This is a genomic window from Xanthocytophaga flava (genome assembly GCF_030068545.1).
Lineage (GTDB): Bacteria > Bacteroidota > Bacteroidia > Cytophagales > 172606-1 > Xanthocytophaga > Xanthocytophaga flava.
This window is the reverse complement of the sequence record NZ_JASJOR010000007.1, coordinates 1-17,762: the sequence shown is the minus strand read 5'-3', so window position 1 is coordinate 17,762 and position 17,762 is coordinate 1. Positions and strand designations below refer to the sequence as shown.

General features: G+C 39.4%; 18 protein-coding genes. 13 read left to right on the top strand and 5 right to left on the bottom strand.

Translation table 11 applies throughout. The features are described from left to right. Window positions 1-430 precede the first annotated feature (430 nt). From murC to QNI15_RS12110, 5 genes are all read left to right on the top strand, one after another. Complete coding sequence (gene murC, locus QNI15_RS12130; RefSeq protein ID WP_314001131.1) at window positions 431-1,822, top strand: UDP-N-acetylmuramate--L-alanine ligase; 1,392 nt, start codon at window positions 431-433, stop codon at window positions 1,820-1,822. Window positions 1,823-1,895: 73 nt separating this feature from the next. Continuing rightward, window positions 1,896-2,669 carry a cell division protein FtsQ/DivIB gene (locus QNI15_RS12125; protein WP_314001129.1) on the top strand — a complete coding sequence of 258 codons (774 nt, stop codon included), beginning with the start codon at window positions 1,896-1,898 and terminating at the stop codon, window positions 2,667-2,669. A gap of 143 nt (window positions 2,670-2,812) precedes the next feature. After that, entirely contained in the window at window positions 2,813-4,120 is a 1,308-nt protein-coding gene (gene ftsA, locus QNI15_RS12120) for a cell division protein FtsA (protein WP_314001127.1), read from the top strand. 68 nt (window positions 4,121-4,188) lie between these two features. Beyond that, the gene (ftsZ, locus tag QNI15_RS12115; RefSeq protein ID WP_314001125.1) at window positions 4,189-5,598 is read left to right on the top strand and encodes a cell division protein FtsZ; all 1,410 of its coding nucleotides are present in this window, start codon (window positions 4,189-4,191) and stop codon (window positions 5,596-5,598) included. A 101-nt stretch (window positions 5,599-5,699) separates the two neighbouring features. Beyond that, entirely contained in the window at window positions 5,700-6,326 is a 627-nt protein-coding gene (locus QNI15_RS12110; RefSeq protein ID WP_314001123.1) for an MgtC/SapB family protein, read from the top strand. Window positions 6,327-6,476: 150 nt separating this feature from the next. On the opposite strand, the gene QNI15_RS12105 is transcribed toward QNI15_RS12110, so the two are convergent. From QNI15_RS12105 to QNI15_RS12095, 3 genes are all read right to left on the bottom strand, one after another. Continuing rightward, complete coding sequence (locus QNI15_RS12105) at window positions 6,477-7,391, bottom strand: peroxiredoxin family protein (protein WP_314031944.1); 915 nt, start codon at window positions 7,389-7,391, stop codon at window positions 6,477-6,479. A 317-nt stretch (window positions 7,392-7,708) separates the two neighbouring features. After that, on the bottom strand, window positions 7,709-8,125 hold the full coding sequence (locus tag QNI15_RS12100; protein ID WP_314001119.1) for a lysozyme inhibitor LprI family protein: 417 nt from the start codon (window positions 8,123-8,125) through the stop codon (window positions 7,709-7,711). A 66-nt stretch (window positions 8,126-8,191) separates the two neighbouring features. Beyond that, entirely contained in the window at window positions 8,192-8,989 is a 798-nt protein-coding gene (locus QNI15_RS12095) for an FxLYD domain-containing protein (RefSeq protein WP_314001117.1), read from the bottom strand. A 245-nt stretch (window positions 8,990-9,234) separates the two neighbouring features. Between QNI15_RS12095 and QNI15_RS12090 the strand changes: the two genes are divergently transcribed. The 6 genes from QNI15_RS12090 to QNI15_RS12065 all read left to right on the top strand — a co-directional run bounded on the left by QNI15_RS12090 (window position 9,235) and on the right by QNI15_RS12065 (window position 13,433). Next, on the top strand, window positions 9,235-10,113 hold the full coding sequence (locus QNI15_RS12090) for an alpha/beta fold hydrolase (RefSeq protein ID WP_314001115.1): 879 nt from the start codon (window positions 9,235-9,237) through the stop codon (window positions 10,111-10,113). Further along, the gene (locus QNI15_RS12085; protein ID WP_314001113.1) at window positions 10,110-10,616 is read left to right on the top strand and encodes an RNA polymerase sigma factor; all 507 of its coding nucleotides are present in this window, start codon (window positions 10,110-10,112) and stop codon (window positions 10,614-10,616) included. Before QNI15_RS12090 ends, QNI15_RS12085 begins: the two co-directional genes overlap by 4 nt. 4 nt (window positions 10,617-10,620) lie before the next feature. Further along, on the top strand, window positions 10,621-11,232 hold the full coding sequence (locus tag QNI15_RS12080; RefSeq protein ID WP_314001111.1) for a hypothetical protein: 612 nt from the start codon (window positions 10,621-10,623) through the stop codon (window positions 11,230-11,232). A 39-nt stretch (window positions 11,233-11,271) separates the two neighbouring features. Then, window positions 11,272-12,156, top strand: a complete 885-nt coding sequence (locus tag QNI15_RS12075; RefSeq protein WP_314001109.1) for a CPBP family intramembrane glutamic endopeptidase — start codon at window positions 11,272-11,274, stop codon at window positions 12,154-12,156. Between the two features lie 221 nt (window positions 12,157-12,377). After that, window positions 12,378-12,962, top strand: coding sequence for a hypothetical protein (locus QNI15_RS12070; protein ID WP_314031942.1), 585 nt, complete (start codon window positions 12,378-12,380; stop codon window positions 12,960-12,962). A gap of 147 nt (window positions 12,963-13,109) precedes the next feature. After that, the gene (locus tag QNI15_RS12065) at window positions 13,110-13,433 is read left to right on the top strand and encodes a hypothetical protein (RefSeq protein WP_314031940.1); all 324 of its coding nucleotides are present in this window, start codon (window positions 13,110-13,112) and stop codon (window positions 13,431-13,433) included. A gap of 17 nt (window positions 13,434-13,450) precedes the next feature. On the opposite strand, the gene QNI15_RS12060 is transcribed toward QNI15_RS12065, so the two are convergent. Further along, window positions 13,451-14,080, bottom strand: coding sequence for a hypothetical protein (locus tag QNI15_RS12060; protein WP_314031938.1), 630 nt, complete (start codon window positions 14,078-14,080; stop codon window positions 13,451-13,453). Beyond that, window positions 14,070-14,630 (bottom strand): RNA polymerase sigma factor, encoded by a 561-nt coding sequence (locus QNI15_RS12055; RefSeq protein ID WP_314001101.1) that lies wholly within the window; start codon window positions 14,628-14,630, stop codon window positions 14,070-14,072. Before QNI15_RS12055 ends, QNI15_RS12060 begins: the two co-directional genes overlap by 11 nt. A 215-nt stretch (window positions 14,631-14,845) precedes the next feature. Between QNI15_RS12055 and QNI15_RS12050 the strand changes: the two genes are divergently transcribed. Together QNI15_RS12050 and QNI15_RS12045 are read left to right on the top strand one after the other, a co-directional pair. Beyond that, entirely contained in the window at window positions 14,846-15,634 is a 789-nt protein-coding gene (locus tag QNI15_RS12050; protein WP_314031936.1) for a DUF3667 domain-containing protein, read from the top strand. 99 nt (window positions 15,635-15,733) lie between these two features. Continuing rightward, window positions 15,734-17,395 carry a TPM domain-containing protein gene (locus QNI15_RS12045; RefSeq protein WP_314031935.1) on the top strand — a complete coding sequence of 554 codons (1,662 nt, stop codon included), beginning with the start codon at window positions 15,734-15,736 and terminating at the stop codon, window positions 17,393-17,395. Window positions 17,396-17,762: the final 367 nt, after the last annotated feature.

Genomic DNA, 17,762 nt, shown 5'->3' with positions numbered 1-17,762 from the left:
TTCGCATTACCTGATACAAAGTGAATGTCTTTGATATTACCATTATGTACAAAAGTTTTTTTGGTAATATCCTTTTAACCGTATACCTTATACAGTATACATCTAAAATTGTACATAAGTTTTTTAGTAATCATAACAGAGTGATCTTTAAGGAATACAGGAGAATTGCTTATTACTATGTGATCTTTTTGTTGTTTTGAATAGGTTTCTTTTTTCTTTATTGCCATTTCAATTTGACTAACAGATAGATAGAAGAAAGAACAATATAAAAAACATGACTATAATTTTTGTCACACTTGCATTAAGGAATTAAATAAAAAGTATTGCTATTCGTTCTTTCTATAAAACAAAATTAAAAACCTGTTTTTTCGCAAAAAACCATACGCGAAATTTCACTACCTTTGCGCCAATCAAATAACCCTTACGAACCTTGTACTTAAAAGATATTTCCAGAGTTTATTTTATCGGTATTGGAGGCATAGGTATGAGTGCTTTGGCTCGCTGGTTCCGTCACTATGGATGCGAAGTGGCTGGCTATGATCGCACACGTACTACTCTTACAGAACAGTTGGAAAAAGAAGGTATCGCTGTTCATTATATTGATGATGTAAATCTTATTCCGGAATCATTCCGGGCCCCTCAGAACTGTCTGATTGTATATACTCCTGCAGTTCCATCTGATCATAAAGAGTTGATTTTCTTCCGAACCAATGGATTTTCTGAATTGAAACGTTCACAGATTCTGGGGCGAATCACACAGGATTTATTTACCATTGGCATTTCTGGCACCCATGGTAAAACCACAACTTCCTCCATGACTGCCCATCTTTTGACGGCAGCAGGAAAAAACTGTACAGCTTTTCTGGGAGGAATTACCCAAAACTATGGCACAAATTTATTATTGGGCAAGGCAGACAGTAATGAAGATCCATTGGTTGTAGCAGAAGCTGATGAATTTGATAGATCTTTTTTGACCCTATTTCCAAATGTGGCAGTAGTTACCTCTATGGATGCTGACCATCTGGATATTTATGGCACTCACGATGAAATAAAAAAATCCTTTCATGAGTTTGTGGCCCAGATCAAAAATGATGGAGTTGTTATCGTAAAAAAAGGACTGGAATTAGCAATTCCTGAGCATGTTCACGGATACACATATGCCTGTGGACAACCAGCAGACTTTTCAGCAATAAATATCCGTATTGAGGCTCCTTATTTCACATTTGATCTGGATACACCCAATGGTAAAATTAAAGATCTGCAGATCCAGGTTCCTGGATTTCACAATGTAGAGAATGCTACAGCAGCAGCAGCAGTAGCTTTATTGCTGGGTGTATCTGAAACCAATGTGCGGGAAGGTTTGCGAACATATCTGGGAGTGAAGCGCAGGTTTGAATATATCTATCGGAGTGATTCAACAATCTATATTGATGATTACGCTCATCATCCGGCAGAAACAGAAGCTTTTATTAAGTCAGCAAAGGCTTTATATCCGGATCGGAAGGTAACTGTAATCTTTCAACCACATTTGTATAGTCGTACCCGGGATTTCGCATCAGAATTTGCGACAAGCCTTAGCTTAGCAGATGAAGTTATACTCTTAGATATTTATCCTGCAAGGGAACAGCCTATAGAAGGAGTGACATCAGAAATAATTTTTAACGAAATTAAGTCACCCGAGAAGCAACTTTGCCGTAAAAGTGATTTGATGCAGGTGTTAACACAAAAAAGACGGGATGTTCTGGTAACGATGGGCGCAGGGGATATTGACACATTCATTATTCCAATCCGGGACTGGCTTACAGAAACAGAAAAGAAATAGAGGTTGTTAGTCTGGCAACGAAAGACTAGAATTAGGCCTGATTAAAATTTTTCATTTAAGACACAAGCTTTCTATGTTTGGTAGTTTAGGGAAGATCAAGCTAAGAACTCCTGTAAAGATACTAGCAGGAGCATTGTGCTTTTTTATTCTGATTGGCTTTGTAGAAAATAAACAACATAATAAAGTTTGTTCGGGAATTAATATTCACATTGAGGATGCATATGATACCTATTTCATCAATGATATCGATGTTTTAGCTTTATTAACAAATAACGGAACAGAACGAATTGATGGTCAATCCTTTAAGGAAATAAATTTGAAAAATCTGGAATTAAGGCTTAAAACCAATAAATTCGTTAAAAGTTGCCAGGTATATGTGGATCTGATGGGAAAGCTGAATGTTATAATTCAGCAGAATCGACCTATTGCCCGTGTAACGGATAGCCATGTTCCAGATGCATACATTAGTGAAGATGGAGAAATATTACCTCTATCTGAAAGATTTACAGCAAGGGTTGTATTAGTAGAGGGAAGAGGTCTAAAGAAGCTGCTCCATAAAAATTTACAAGCAGATAGCACAGCAAAGGAATATTTTGAATTATTACAGCAGATTGATAATGAGCGCTTTTTTAAAGCGTTAATAACACAAGTAGTAATATTAGAGGACGGTACAATTCAGATGTATCCTCAACTTGGCCGACAAATTATTGAGTTTGGTACTCCAACTGATATTAAACGAAAATTTGAAAAGATTCGGATTTTTTACCAGAAAGTGATGCCTGCTCAGGGATGGAACCGGTACAGAAGAGTGAATGTTGCGTATCAGAATCAGATTGTCTGTGAATAATCTGGCAGAGTTTACAAAAGCAGACTTTTTGCATTAAAAAATACTATTTAGGTCATTCAAAAAAGTTTCTGAAACAGGAGGGCAACTGACTAGTCTTACAGAAATAACACTCATCCCGACAAAGGCGGGATAAGAGCAGCAACATGGACGATAAAATTGTAGTGGGTCTCGATATTGGCACCACCAAGGTGTGTGTTATTGCAGGCCGTAAAAACGAGTATGGAAAAATAGAGGTTCTGGGGTTTGGTAAAGCACCTCTGGAAGAGGGAGTGGTTCGTTCAGGCATTGTTACAAAAATTGATCGTACATCAGAAGCGATTCATCAGGCAATACATCAACTACAAACCAGTGTGGAAGGCCACATTAGTGTGGGAGAGGTAAATGTTAATATCGACAGCATACATATCAAGGGTATACAACATCGGCTGGGATTGACCCGCCGGAATACGCAGGAGGAGATTAGTATTCAGGATGTTGCTCAGCTTAATGAAGATATGCAGCGTGTCACACCTCCATTGGGCAGCCAAAACATTCATGTACTTCCGCAAAAATATCGTGTGGATGGAGAGAGTGGAGTAATAGACCCTGTTGGAATGCTGGGAGTACGACTTGATGCAGACTTTTATGTAATCAGTGTGCAGTCAACTGTGATGCAAAATCTGGGGATTTGTATGCGTCGTGCAGGCCTTGAAGTAAATAAAGTATTTTTCTCTCCATTGGCTTCAGGGCTTGCAGTATTGAGTGAAGATGAAAAAGAACAAGGTGTTGTACTGGTTGATATTGGAGGAGGAACTACAGATGTGGTAATCTACCATGAGGGAATTGTTCGACATGTAGCTGTATTACCTTTTGGAGGAGATGTAATTACTCGGGATATTTCTCATGGATGTGGAGTAACCCGTAATCAGGCTGAGGTAATGAAAGTTAAATACGGCATGGCAACGCCTGAGTTCACAAGCCACAAAGACCGGATTGTTGTTCCTGGCTTACGGGATCGCCAACCTACACTGGTGTCCATGAAAAATGTAGCTCAAATCATAGAAGCACGTCTGACTGAGATAATTGAGATGGTGTACATGGAAATTGAAAAGTCAGGTTATAAAAGCCGTATTCGGAATGTGGGGATCGTACTGACAGGAGGAACTGCATTACTTCAGAATATAGATAAATTATTTGAAGAACTAACGGATATGCCAACACGAATTGGTAATTCAGGAGAACACTTGGGATTAAGTCCTGTTAGTTTTATCAAAGAACCTTGCTATGCCACAGCTGTCGGGATGGTCTTAGTTGGATTTCATGCACTAGATGCAAGAGAGAACCGTTATCAGCAAATTAAACCAACCGTTACACCACGCAATGATCCACCTAAGACAAACAATGGAGGGGGATTATTTGGAAAAATCCGAACATGGCTGTCAGAAGATCTGGAGGATAAGAATGATTATTAAATGTTATTGATATCAGCGGTTTTAGTTAAAGTTTAGAAAGATATTATTTAAGAGCCCACACAACCGATATGTTTAATATAGGCAACGTAAAATTTGACTTACCCATCAATAATCAGTCCATTATCAAGGTGATTGGTGTTGGTGGTGGTGGTGGAAATGCTGTTAACCACATGTTTCGGCAGGGAATCCGGGATGTTGAGTTTGTGGTTTGTAACACAGACGCACAAGCATTAACATCTAGTCCTGTACCATATAAGATTCAGTTAGGCGCAAGTCTTACGGAAGGATTAGGTGCAGGTGCAAATCCTGACCAAGGCAGAGCCGCTGCGTTGGAAAGTGAAGAAGATATTAAAGCATTATTCACTCCCAATGTAAAGATGGTTTTCATCACTGCCGGTATGGGTGGCGGGACGGGAACGGGAGCCGCACCTGTGATATCTCGAATTGCAAAAGAAATGGGTGTTTTGACTGTTGCTATTGTCACAGCACCATTCAGCTTTGAAGGCCGTATTAAAATTCAGAATGCATTCAAAGGCATTGATGAATTGAAACAATACTGTGATACAGTTCTGCTTATTTCCAATGATAAACTTCTTGAGATATTTGGAGACCTTCCCAAAAGTAAGGCCTTTGCAGAAGCAGATAATATCTTAACTAACGCAGCAAAAAGTATTGCGGAAATTATTACCGTTCCTGGTTATGTAAACGTCGATTTTGAAGATGTAAAGAAAGTAATGAAAAACGCAGGTCAAGCGGTGATTGGATCTGCAACAGCTCAGGGTGAAAGTCGTGCAAGAAAAGTAATTGAGGCAGCTTTAAACTCTCCATTATTGAATAGTCGAGATATTCGTGGGGCGAAAAAGATCCTGGTTACGATGTTCTACAGCCAGGAAGCTGAAATGACCATGGGTGAGACTAAAGAAATCATGAAATATATTGAGGAGAAGACAGGTATCCTTGTAGATGAATTGATTCATGGTGATATTATTGACGATTCTTTAGGACAACATATCCGGGTAACCATTATTGCTACTGGCTTTGATGCACCTGAAAACACTGCGGTAAAAGCAATTATAGAATCAGAGCCTGTACAACCAGTCAAAGTAGAGGTGATACCTGTTTCTCAGCCAGAAGTTGTTGTTAATGTACCTGCTGGACAGGTAAATAAGCCATTACCTTTTGAATTTTCACTGGAAGATAAATCTACAGTAGGTGGTCCTACACCTGTAGTATTGGAATCCTCATCAGTAGTTGAGGAAAAGCCAATTGCTCCCATATCTCAGCCGTCAGAAGAAGTTGAACTCTTTTTACAGCGTAAAAAGTTAGGAGAGCGAAAGGACTTACGACAATTAAACAGTACGCTTACATTGGAAGACATACGAGAAAAAACAGAGACTCCAGCCTACGTTCGTCGGGGTATTCATATCTTCGAACCACCCTCTGAGCCGAATATCACAAAGCATAATCTGGATGATTAATCCGAACGTCTATAAAACTACAAAACCCTGGGCAGAAGGTCAGGGTTTTGTAGTTTTTAAGGTATAGCTGAGTATGTTTGAAACACATCCTTTCAATTCTTATGATGCATTACGAAGATTTTTTTAAACTGTTTATGGCCTTGCTGGCAGGTTCGGTAATTGGAGCGGAACGGGAATATAGAAGTAAGTCTGCTGGGTTGCGAACAATTGCTCTTATTTGTGTTGGAGCAACCCTATTCACAATTATGTCTAACTACATAGGCAAAGGTACTGAACGTATTGCTTCAAATATAGTAGTTGGTATTGGCTTTCTGGGCGCAGGTATTATTTTCAGAGAAGAAAGTCATGTTCGTGGCTTGACCACTTCAGCAACTGTGTGGGTTACAGCAGCATTGGGAATGTGTATCGGAAGTGGCTATTATAGTATAGCAATGGTTGGAGTTGTTTTAGTGCTGTTTATTTTATTCTTGCTGGTGTACGTTCAAAGACTTATTGACCATAAGCAACAAATTCGAAATTATAGAATTGTTTTTAAACAAGGCCAGGGTAGTATAAAACACTATGAGAAAGAGCTTCGCAGATTTGACCTAAAAATTAAACAATCTAAACACAACCGTATAGGAAACCTGGTAACTGCCACCTGGACAGTTACCGGTTCTGAAAAGAATCACAAGGAATTTTCTCAGGAGATATTTGACAACCCAGAGATACACGAATTTGAATTTTAGGCTATCCGCAGTTTAATTAGATAGCAATTTTTCAAGCATCGTTTCTAACTCTCCATCCTTTAAATTTACGGCAACAATCTTCTTATCTTTGTCCAGCAATATATTGTAAGGAATACTGGTGAGATTAACCTGTTTGGCAACTACACCATTCTAGGCATTAAAATCACATAACTGAAGCCAGGTAAGTCCATCTTTGTGGATTGCGTTAAGCCATGGTTTCTTTGTTTGATCCATTGATATACTCACAATCTCAAGCCCTTTACTTTTGTACTTTGTATAAATCGTTGCCAATAACTTATTCTCTGCACGACAAGGGCCACACCAGGAAGACCAGAAATCCAATAAAGTATACGTTGAGTGTATGTCTTTCAATGAAACAGGCTTACCTGTTGTATCTGGCAACTCAAAATCAGCCATTTTAAAACCTACCTGATTGGTTGCATCTCTCTTTATCTTGCGTAGTAAATCTTTTCCAGGTCTGGAATTAAACAGACTCTGGTCTAAATAACTCATGTATTTTTTTCCCCAAGCTTCTCCTAGCTCATCCATAAAATTTCCCACTAATATTAAGGATAAATAGGAAGAAGGATATCGCTCAATATGAGGCTCTATATCCTTTTGTAACTCTTTGTAAATAGTAGCACCAGTAAGTTTATCTTTTTGGCTTAACACTTTAAGATGATTATATAGCTGGGTGTAAAATTCAGTATCGACAGTTCCTGTAGAAGAGATAGTAGCCAGGTAAGGTCTATTCATTGATGGATGATTATAGATCTCAAAGGTTGCATCAATTGTACCATCATCTAACCAGATTCCAAATTCCTGAGGTGCACCAGTCGCTTTTACCAAAGCGAGACAAGGATGAGATAATATACCTTTTAATTCAAAATGCCCATTCTTAACTAAAACATCGAAATCGCCTTTTCCAGAGATAGTACCATAAAAAAGTGTAATTGCGACTTTATCAGGAACCCTTCCTTTCAAAAACTGTCCCTTCAATACGATTTCCTTCGCAACACATAGTGTACCAATATTTAAAAAAAATAAGACAGTAAGTATTCTCATAAGAGTTAGTGGATATAGGTTAAGTGGTGTTTATTTGCCTTAGAACGAAAAAGTGTTTAAATTATTTTGAAAATAGTAACTAATGCCGTAAAAAAGTAAAGTAATCACCTATAATAACTTATTTCGTTTTTTATAAAGCTATAAACTCTGAATATTGTCATTCCTTAGCCTAATAGAAATGCAAATTATATGCACTATACAACAAATGAGATCTGGAAAAATAGTCAAAACAGGAAGCCTTAATCCAGAGTTAGAGTAAATACAAAAAATAAATCCGGCTCTTATCAGAGACCGGATTTATTCTAAGTGGGGGGAATTTATTTGGGTAGTCGTTGGATCAGTTCTTTTACTCGCACTTTCACATATTCGGCTTTATCAAAAATAGCTGCTGAGCGCTCCATTTCATCACCACCACCAGCTTCCATAGCATCAAAATATTGGTTATCCAGCTTCTTGAAATAAGCATCACGTTTGGCTAACCATTTGACTTGTTCGGTTTTCAATGCATTTTTTTGTTCAGGAGTCATTGTGCTACGTATTTTCTTATAAGCCACATTCAGCAAATCATCCAGATTGTCATAGTAGGTATTGCTACAATCAATAAATCCATATCCAGGTGCTACACAGTCTTTGTATTTTTTTTCGATATCAGTGACAGATTTCAGCGTTTGAGCCTGAATAACCAAACTGAAACAAAAGAAGAAAAGAGAAATAATTACACTATTTTTTTTCATACAGGCCATTGATAATAAGCGAATGATATCAGATTTTTTTGAGCTTTCAAAGATACTATTTTGTAGTTACTGGCACTTACAGGTACTGAACAACTTTACAGTTTGCAATTCACCAACAGGCTTTCCTTTAGTATTATAGGATGGTCGTAAGGTAATTTTAAAGTATCCCTTATCACCTACTGAAAAATCAGTAAATGACTCACCCATTGCATTTCCATCATTATTTTTATACACTACGTTAGACGTTACTTTTTGAACTTTACCCATTTTGTCATACCCAACAGCGACCACACCTGGTGTATGGCAGCTTCCTGACTCCAATGCAACAGTGCCACGGCTAATAATAGCACCATATTCTTTTTTTGATTCGGTTTGAGTAATTGATAGTTCGGTACCACCTCCATTGACAATGACCCCTTCGGCTTTCAGAGTTAGTTTGTTATATACCCCCTCAATACGTTTCATGTCTCGAAGATATTCAAATGGAACTTCAGCATTGGGAGGGATACAGGATATGGCTAGAGAAAAGTCATCAGAAGCACCACTTTTAAAATTTTCCTCTACCAGATTCCTGACTTTCAATTTTTTACCTTGTGCATCAACTATATCAATCCGTAAAAATACATTGCTAAGCCAATGACCAGTAGTGTTAGTAACTATACCCGTAGCATGTACAAATCCATCACTGGTAAAAGTATAATGGATCTTTACAGGCAACTGCGGCAATCCGGATTCATGTTTGATTGAAGTGATGTTGCCAGATACACTAATTGGTTGTTTTTCAGCAACAGGCGAAACAGAAGGTGATTCAAAAACAGATAAAGTGCTTACAACTAAAAATGGAATAGAAAATAGACTTCTCATAGATTTGATAATTAAAAGAACTGATTTTATATAGCTCTATTGCAGATAGGTGAAATGGTTAACAGGAGTTAGTACAAAATATTTTGTAATCAGTTCTGTAGTTAGTTAGGAGTGTATTTAAGATCTGTTCGGCTGTAGCCTTTTGCCAGAAGTTTGATTTTTAGAGCTTGTCTAAAAAAAATATTTCTTTTTCTGTAACAATCACAAACCGCCTACATCTAACCTTCCAAAAAACACACTACACCATGAAAGTCAGTTACAAATCCATCACATTTACACTTTCGTTTTTCATCTGCCTTATTACTTTCAGCTATTCGCAAATACCAGCCATTGAAGTAAAAGTCTCAGGTAAAGGCAAGCCTGTTTTATTTATTCCTCATATTGGCTGCCCTGGTGAAATGTGGCAGTATGTAGCCAACGAATTAGGAAAAACCTACCAATGTCATATCATTTCTCTGGCTGGCTTTGCCGGGCAAACTCCACTTGACAGCAACTACACTCAGCAATATCTGACTCAGATTCGGAATTACATAAAAACAAAAAAACTGAAGGAAATTACTTTGTTGGGTATGAACTATGGCGGGTTTCTGGCACTTCAACTCCATAATCAACCAGCTGTATCTAAACTCATTGTCATAGATACCTACCCGTTCCTGGCACAGATTCTGAATCCGGCTGCCACCGCAACTGATGCAACTACCTATGCTTCTCAGGCGAAGAGTGGCTATCTGGCAGCATCGGCTACTGACTTTGCACAGATGATGTATCAAACAGGGAAAGGGATGATCACCCATGATACTGTCAAAGCCAGACAATATGCGCATTGGCTTACACAGTCAGACCGAAAAACCATTGCCAGTGTACTGGCTGATCAACTTCAGACAGATTTGCGGGCGCAATTACCTTCTATCAAAATTCCAGTACTGACAATAGGTACCTGGTATTTTGGTAAAAACCTGAAAAAAATGCCTCTGGAAGAGGGCTATAAAATGCATGAGAACTTTTTTAGTTCACTGCCAAACCACAAAACTGTCCTTACCGAAACTGGCAAAGACTTTATGCACTGGGATGAGCCGGCTTGGTTCGTAAAAGAAGTGATAACCTTTATCAATAAACCCTTGTGAGTGAATTACTATCTGACGCAGCTTTTGCCGCATTGTATCAGTCGTATTCCCACCAAATTTATCAGTTATGCCTGAGTTATTGCAACGACCGGGATCTGGCCAATGACTTGTTACAGGAAACCTTTATTCTGGTCTGGAAAAACCGTACTAAGTTTCGGGGAGAGGCGCAAGTCCGAACCTGGATTTACCGCATTGCGGTAAATACCTGTTTGGGCCATATACGTAGTACCCAAAACAAACAAACTGATTCGCTAACGCAAACATTACTGACTCACCATTCTGATGACCAGAATATTGACGATGAACAATCCATTACACTGTTATACCAGGCCATTCAGCAACTGCCTGAACCTGACCGCCTGCTCATCGGGATGGTGCTTCAGGAATTACCCTACGAACAGATAGCTGAAGCGCTAGGTATTCAGGAAGGGACTTTACGGGTTAAAATTCATCGTGTAAAAAAACAGTTGGCTACCATTTTCACAGAGTTACAAAAACAGTAGAAACATGACCGAGTTCGATGCACTACAAACCTTATGGAAAACACAGAAAGCACCTGTGGCTATTCCTGCATTTCAGGACTTGTTCCTCAAGTCACAATCTACCAGACACAAGCTTATTCGCCAGCTTGTTTTCTCAGGAGTGACTTTCTTGGCAACAACCTTATTTCTGGCCTACCTGTTTTTGTACGGCAATATAAATTTATATTATTCCACCAGTTATATAGCTGCCTTTACGCTGGTTGGTCTATGCCTGCTGCAAAGTATACTACAATGGGTTTGTGTATTTTTTCTTCTCAGAATCAATTCCTTACAGATACCGTCAGAACACATTCTACTTTGGCAGAATTACTTTGATCTGCGACGGAAAATACTCCATATACATGGTAACTTTTATATCATTGTCCTGAATGTGTGTATGGTATTGTTAGGTATTGAAATATTAAAAACCGAATCTGCAACAGTCCATTGGGTTTCAGGCATAGGATATACACTCTGGACTATTGTCTGTTGGTTTGTAATCCGTAAGCGGATTCTTTATAAGGAATATCAACAGATCATTACTACTATTCAGTTGCTTCAAAAAAACCGGGGCATACTCGAAAACCCTGCACTGTAGGAGTTTGCATAAGCAAATCTTCGTAAAAGATACCCATCTATGGCAAAAGAACTAAAGAAAGAAATTATTCAGTTTTTGATTCCTGTATTTGTAATTACCTATGGACTAGGTGCCATTGCTTATGAAAAAGGCGGCTTTCATCAGTTTCCTGTAGCCCTTTATACTGTATATGTTCCAGGGCTAACGGTATTTATACTATATGCTTGCAGAAAAAGAACATTACTCTGGAATAGTTTTAGCAAACTACAGATACGCTTCAACCGATACTGGATACTAGGGCCTGTCCTGGTGTTTCTGTTGGTAAGTTGCAGCTTTTCGCTTTCGGTACTAGTGTATCCTGAAATGCGAAAGTCACTACAAGCCATTCAAATTGAGACACAGCACACCACTTTATTCACAGGCAATACAGCCTCTACCATCTGCCTTGTGTTTTTTATCAATTTATTTCTGGCTCCAATGCTCAATATTTTTTTGTTTTTGGGTGAGGAAATCGGATGGCGTGGCTTTTTGTTACCCAGGCTGATGTGCATATATCCGCAGGCAACAGCACTCATTGTGGGCGGGTTTATATGGGCTATCTGGCAGGCAATAGGTATCTTACTGGGATTGAAATATCCAGGTCAGCCTATTGCCGGAAACATAATGATGGTTCTTTTTTGTGTACCCACAGGTATCATTCTTCAATATTTCTATGTCAGGAGCCGCTGTATCTTTGTGCCAGCTCTTATGCATGGCGCACTTACCTGGACAACCAACACCTTTACACACTTTCTAGTCGATACATCTAAAATGCCTTCTTTATGGGCAGGTTCCTATGGATTAATTGGGGTTTTGGTAATGACGATTGCTGCAAGCTGGATTTACATCCGCTGGCAGTCATTATCCTCTTTTACCTATAAGATACAACCTCTAAAGTCGGCCTGATGGCCATATAAACTTTGTGACTATAGCTATAAACAGAACGTAGTGTATTTGACGTAGCTATTTTATACCTCGTGCAACATGAAAAATGGTTTGCACTTCCTTTTTGGAAAAAAAACTATTTCTGCTGTTAACCTCAGGTGGCTCTTGTAATCAAGCATTGTCAGCAGATAGATATTCTTCTGACTATCATTTTTCACTATCATTTCAAAACATTACGCCACATGAAAAAACGTATGTCTTCTTTTTACACCTGGATGGTAGCAGCCTTGTTAGTAAGTGCAACCAGTTGTACCACTTCTCGTGTAAGTCAGCAATTCACACCAGAACAGGCTCATCAACTGGCATTGGAAATCGAGAACACTCCTAGAGAATCAGTCGCTGCCGCCCAAACATCTGTTCAAGCAGAGTTTCAAGCAGCAGAATCACTTCCTGCATTGGATGAAAGTCCAACAGAAGAAGTACTAGCCAGTAATACAACCCAGGATGCTACCACTGAGGTACAACATGGACTAAAGGCGCAGGTGAAAACCCAGAAACTGAATGTAGCACAGCGCCTGGTAGTAAAAGCAGTAATTAAAAAGCTGGAGAAAGAAAAAGTAAAAAATAACCTTCGACAGGAAAACTCTGTACAGAAAAGTAAAAAGAGTTTTTCTGATTATAAGTCCCCATTGTTGTTAGGTGCAGGAGGGTTATTACTTCTGATCATTGGGCTGGCAGTTACCAGTAGTATTGTATACATATTGGGCGCTTTGGCGCTAAGTACAGCCGTGTTATGGGCTATTCTCATTCTGGCAGATGTGATTTAAGCTTTGCTTCTGTTATCAAACAAGCCGGCCTCTGGGCCGGTTTTGTTCGTATGTCAGTACCGAAATTTCTGTATCTTCACCAGCTTGTATACAATATAGTAAGTGGCTAAATCGACCAAAAATCAAAACCCAAAAGAGTTACATTGTATGTCTAAATTTAAGCATTACCTTTTTTCTATCATTTTATCTGTTATAGCGCTGATTGCTACACCGGTGTTCTTATTTGCGATCTTTCTGTCAGGTGATAGCTGCTGTGGTGAAGATCGTTCAGGTGTGATGATTGGTTTTACCCTGGCTATTCTGGCTGGTTTCTGGATAATAGCAGCCTTGATGAACTGGTTATATAAACAGCTTTTTAAACGAAATAATACAGAATGGAAATTCAAGACTGCATTTTGGATTACGACAATTCCTGCATCCTCTATTTATTTACTCGTACTTATTTTCATCATCAGTACAGCTGGAAAATGATTTGCATGGCATATCGTCTACTGTAGTTTCCCTTCTCCTCCTTTATGTATGGCATATCGCTGGCTATCAATCTGAATAAAATAGGTGCGCTGAATACCATCATAAAATAGCTCAATCTTGGATTTATCTAAAGGTCCATAGATATGTAATGTATCCGAAAACAGGTAGTGAAACACAGAGTCAGGATAGACCAGTACCGGTTCTTTAGGCAGTGAATCGGTACCTGCATAGCCTGAGCCAATTGTATTCTGTACTGGCACCATTACTAGTTCAGGTTTTGGATCAGATGTGATCTCATCAGAAGTACGTGTAGTATAGATCACTCCCAGCACCACAACTAATGCAGCAACAGCTGCTGCCACCGGCCAATACTTCATCCATGTGGATTGGATGGAAGGTGCAGGTGTTGGCTTTGTAGATGGCTTATTTGTATTCGTATCCATTTGCTGATGAATGGAATTGAGTTTTAATCTCAGTTGCTCACGACCTAGTTGTCGAGCCTGTGTCATTGCCCAGCGTTGTGCCTCTACTTCTTTCCGAAATACCTCATCAGCATGCATCTGCTGTTCCAATACTATCCGTTCCTGCTCACTGAGTTGATTCAGCAGATATCGCTCTATTCGTTCTATATTATTCTCAGAATCCATTGGTATGCAGGCTTAAAAAGTTTTTCTTTAATCGTTCGATGCAGCGGAATTTTTGTTGTTTTGCCACATTTGGGCTGGCATATTGCATATGAGACGCAATTTGTTCCAGACTCATCTTTTCATAATAAAAATAAATCAGCAGAGTCCGGCAGGGTTCACCCAGTTGTTCTATACCATTTTGCAATTGAGCTGGCTCAGGCATAAATGATTCTTCTTCAATAATTTCTGGCAGGTCTTCCAGCACTTCTTCAGAGTCTCTTACAAAATGGTTTCCTCGCAGGCGATTCAACCATTTCTTGCGGCCTACAGCATACAGATAGGTTTTGAGCTGGCAGGTAAGTATAAAATTACCCTCCTTGATTTTCTCGTATAGATGAATGATTATTTCCTGATAAATATCTTTGGCATCTTCTTCTGTTCCACTATTGAGCTGAACCAACCTTAGAATCATTGGCCAATGCGTATGATACACATGGGTCAGTGCCCAATCTTCTCCTTGCAGGATTTGCCTGACTAGTGTAGCATCATCAGGATTCTCATATTGCTTCATTGCCTAAAACTATAAAAGTTAACACTGCCGCTGGCATAAAGCACAAAAAAAGACATACTGTCTTTAAAAAACAAGGTTTCTTCAGCATTGCCCATTCATTATCCATAGGTATTCACATCTGTGCTGTATTTATTTCCATCTTTTTTTCAAGATTATTCTTGTTAACCTGTTAACCTTTGGGTTTGTAGTGCAATCAAGAGGAGAAAACAGAAGAAATGGCCTATAATCCAAGCAATCTTTCAGTTACTAAAAAATACTTTTCAGAGGATGTTTGTCGCAATTGTGGTGCAGACTTAACTGGAAATTATTGCATACAGTGCGGACAAAGTAAGGTAAAGCGTATTACTTACAAATTTATTTTGGATGAGATATGGCAGGCACTGCGATGGTTTGAAATGGAATTGGTTCAGGCCGCATACAAACTTCTCACCAAGCCCGGTCTGGTAGCCCGTGAGTATGTGATGGGAATGCGAAAAAAACACCAGCATCCACTAAAACTCCTACTCGTAGCTCTTGGAATTCTAATGCTGGTCATTGATAAGGCTAATTATATTCACTCAGCCGATACTGCAACCAACCGGGTTATTGAATTGGTAAAAGAGTATGGGAAATGGTCGTTTTCATTGGGCATTATCGCCATTACCGTGGGTACCTTAACGGTTTTCTGGAAACGCCTGCGCTATAACTTTACCGAGCACCTGGTACTGGCTACCTATTGTCACTTTGTTATTATTGCGCTGAATATCCTGAATCTATTACCTAATTTATTTATCAATGACGCCCAATGGCAGTTATGGCACAAACACTACTCACAGATCTATATGGATATTGTAGATGTTGTGATTCTAGCAATAGCATTTACTCAGTTTTTCTTTTTGCGGCTTCGCACCGAATGGTGGAAGCTTCTGATTGCTTTGGTCTTATACATTAGTATCAAACGGGGACTGATTTATCTTTATGCCTGGCTACTGGTCAAACTCATCATGAATCAGATTATTAAATAATACTGTTTTTTATTTTTCGGAAACGCCATTTCGGAAACAAAAGACATGACAAACTTTCTAAACCAAACCTTTCACTCAAACATTACAAATTAATTTTTTATGCAGACAAAAAGAACTTTTCAGAAAACACTTTTACTCTCCACTTTGACAGGTGTGTTATGGGCTTGTGGAAGCTCATCAGATACCAGTGGTCTGGCCAGTGACAATGAGAAAAAGATGGTGGCAGATATTGCTGGTGCATTACAAGCCTGCTCTTATGATGGCGCACCCCTAACGTTATCTCCTGACAATCTTAACTTTGGAACCAATGCCGATGCCGCTGCTGTAGTTGGTGAAATCATGAAATTTACCGGGTTGCCACAAAACTTTGAGGTAATGGAAGCCGATGTGCCTAATGCAGCAGCTATCATTGTAATGGGAAAAGACAACTTGCCTCATCGGGTTATTGCATACAATAAACAGTTTATGAACGAAGTACGCACAGCAACCCAAAATAGCAACTGGGCACCCATCAGCGTTCTGGCTCATGAGATTGGTCATCACCTCTGTGGACATACTATCATGCCAGGTGGTAGCCAACCCCCAACTGAACTGGAAGCCGATAAGTTTAGTGGATTTGTGTTGTATAAAATGGGGGCAGTGCTAGCCGATGCGCAGAAAGCGATCAATACACTCATTCCAGTAGAAGATGGCCCCACCCATCCCGGCAGGCCAAAGCGGTTGAATGCTATTGAAGATGGCTGGAAACAAGCCTGTACGCAACAGTCAACAGATTGTAGTGGATTGATTGCAGCAATGAAAGTTGAAAACAGTACTGCTACTACAACTACAGGTGAAACTAACCCGGAATTACCTACTACCTCCGAAACATCACCAGATGCTACTTTGGCCACGACCGAACGTGCTGATGTATTGCCACAGGTGAGTGAGACCGCTATTCCTACTAAGTTTGACCGCTTTGTCATTGATGAACTAAATTTGGTAAGTCCGGCAGTCAAACAAAGTCTATCCAAAAGGTTATTTGACTATACGAAAGAGAAAGGTCTGGAGGTTGTTTTTATTATAGCTAAAGATTTACAGGGCAAGTCGGGTGATGAATATGCTCTGGCCATGCTACGTCAGTTACGAGTTGGAAAGCTGGAACTAGGCAATGGAGTGTGTCTGGTAGCAGCGCCTCAGCAAAAAGAAGTAGGTGTGGCGTCTATGCCTGGTATTTCGGAACAATTGGATGAAACTACTGTAAACACACTCAAGCAAACATTGCAACACTACAATGAATTTGCGGACACTTATCGACGTTCCAATGGCAAATATGACAATAGTAATTTTCTTGAAGACGCATTCAATATAGTTTATAGCAATACCAATTATTACAACTGGGACATCCGTTTTCAAAATATTGCAGCTATGGAAAAAGTAGCCCAGGAGGAATTGGAAACACCCATAGGAGAGCGACGTGATGACCCTAACTATCGCTCCGGCTACCATAAAACTATGGCACGTATAAAAGGTACACTGACATCAATCTCTGGAAAGAAGGAATCAAAATTTGATCCGGTGATGATTGGTATGCCACAAGGAACTCAGGTAATGGAAATGAAAACTGACGATGGAAAGGTATTATTACTATATGTGCCACCTCATATCCAATCGCTTATGACTGCCAAGCTTATCGAAGGCAAAAAGTATTCTTTTGTAGTACGTGAAAATTCTTTGATGACCCTAAGCTTTAGCCTCATTAGCTATGACTTACTAAACTGATTTTGAATAAATCCTCCCAAAACCTCTAAAAGAAGCCGCTTCTTTTAGAGGTTTTTTGTTTGCGCATATCCCGCCGTTTGCGCATAGTTCACGGCACGGACAGTCTTAGCGCATAACTCACGGCAAAATATTTTCTGAGTGGAACTCACCGCAAGGATCGGCCTTATCGTGTCCCATATCTTTTCTGGAAATAAAGAAAGTTTCTGGCGCAAGCGTCCGCTCAATGCTGTCAACTTAAGAGTTAAGTATTGGGTTAAGTAAGTATGGAAACGAAAATACAAACCCTCTTTTCTACGGTTCATACTTTGCTAATGAGCCAACAGTTCAAGATTGAACATCGAGCGAATCCTCAAAATTTCATCCGACA

Excerpts from the sequence above, each read along its gene's own strand:
- QNI15_RS12080 (WP_314001111.1), top strand. The coding sequence starts at position 10,621 with ATGACCGAGTTCGATGCACTACAAACCTTATGGAAAACACAGAAAGCA.
- QNI15_RS12075 (WP_314001109.1), top strand. The coding sequence starts at position 11,272 with ATGGCAAAAGAACTAAAGAAAGAAATTATTCAGTTTTTGATTCCTGTA.
- QNI15_RS12105 (WP_314031944.1), bottom strand. The coding sequence starts at position 7,391 with ATGAGAATACTTACTGTCTTATTTTTTTTAAATATTGGTACACTATGT.
- QNI15_RS12100 (WP_314001119.1), bottom strand. The coding sequence starts at position 8,125 with ATGAAAAAAAATAGTGTAATTATTTCTCTTTTCTTCTTTTGTTTCAGT.
- QNI15_RS12055 (WP_314001101.1), bottom strand. The coding sequence starts at position 14,630 with ATGAAGCAATATGAGAATCCTGATGATGCTACACTAGTCAGGCAAATC.
- ftsA (WP_314001127.1), top strand. The coding sequence starts at position 2,813 with ATGGACGATAAAATTGTAGTGGGTCTCGATATTGGCACCACCAAGGTG.
- QNI15_RS12125 (WP_314001129.1), top strand. The coding sequence starts at position 1,896 with ATGTTTGGTAGTTTAGGGAAGATCAAGCTAAGAACTCCTGTAAAGATA.
- QNI15_RS12050 (WP_314031936.1), top strand. The coding sequence starts at position 14,846 with ATGGCCTATAATCCAAGCAATCTTTCAGTTACTAAAAAATACTTTTCA.
- QNI15_RS12070 (WP_314031942.1), top strand. The coding sequence starts at position 12,378 with ATGAAAAAACGTATGTCTTCTTTTTACACCTGGATGGTAGCAGCCTTG.
- QNI15_RS12045 (WP_314031935.1), top strand. The coding sequence starts at position 15,734 with ATGCAGACAAAAAGAACTTTTCAGAAAACACTTTTACTCTCCACTTTG.
- QNI15_RS12090 (WP_314001115.1), top strand. The coding sequence starts at position 9,235 with ATGAAAGTCAGTTACAAATCCATCACATTTACACTTTCGTTTTTCATC.
- QNI15_RS12060 (WP_314031938.1), bottom strand. The coding sequence starts at position 14,080 with ATGGATTCTGAGAATAATATAGAACGAATAGAGCGATATCTGCTGAAT.
- QNI15_RS12110 (WP_314001123.1), top strand. The coding sequence starts at position 5,700 with ATGATGCATTACGAAGATTTTTTTAAACTGTTTATGGCCTTGCTGGCA.
- QNI15_RS12095 (WP_314001117.1), bottom strand. The coding sequence starts at position 8,989 with ATGAGAAGTCTATTTTCTATTCCATTTTTAGTTGTAAGCACTTTATCT.
- QNI15_RS12065 (WP_314031940.1), top strand. The coding sequence starts at position 13,110 with ATGTCTAAATTTAAGCATTACCTTTTTTCTATCATTTTATCTGTTATA.
- ftsZ (WP_314001125.1), top strand. The coding sequence starts at position 4,189 with ATGTTTAATATAGGCAACGTAAAATTTGACTTACCCATCAATAATCAG.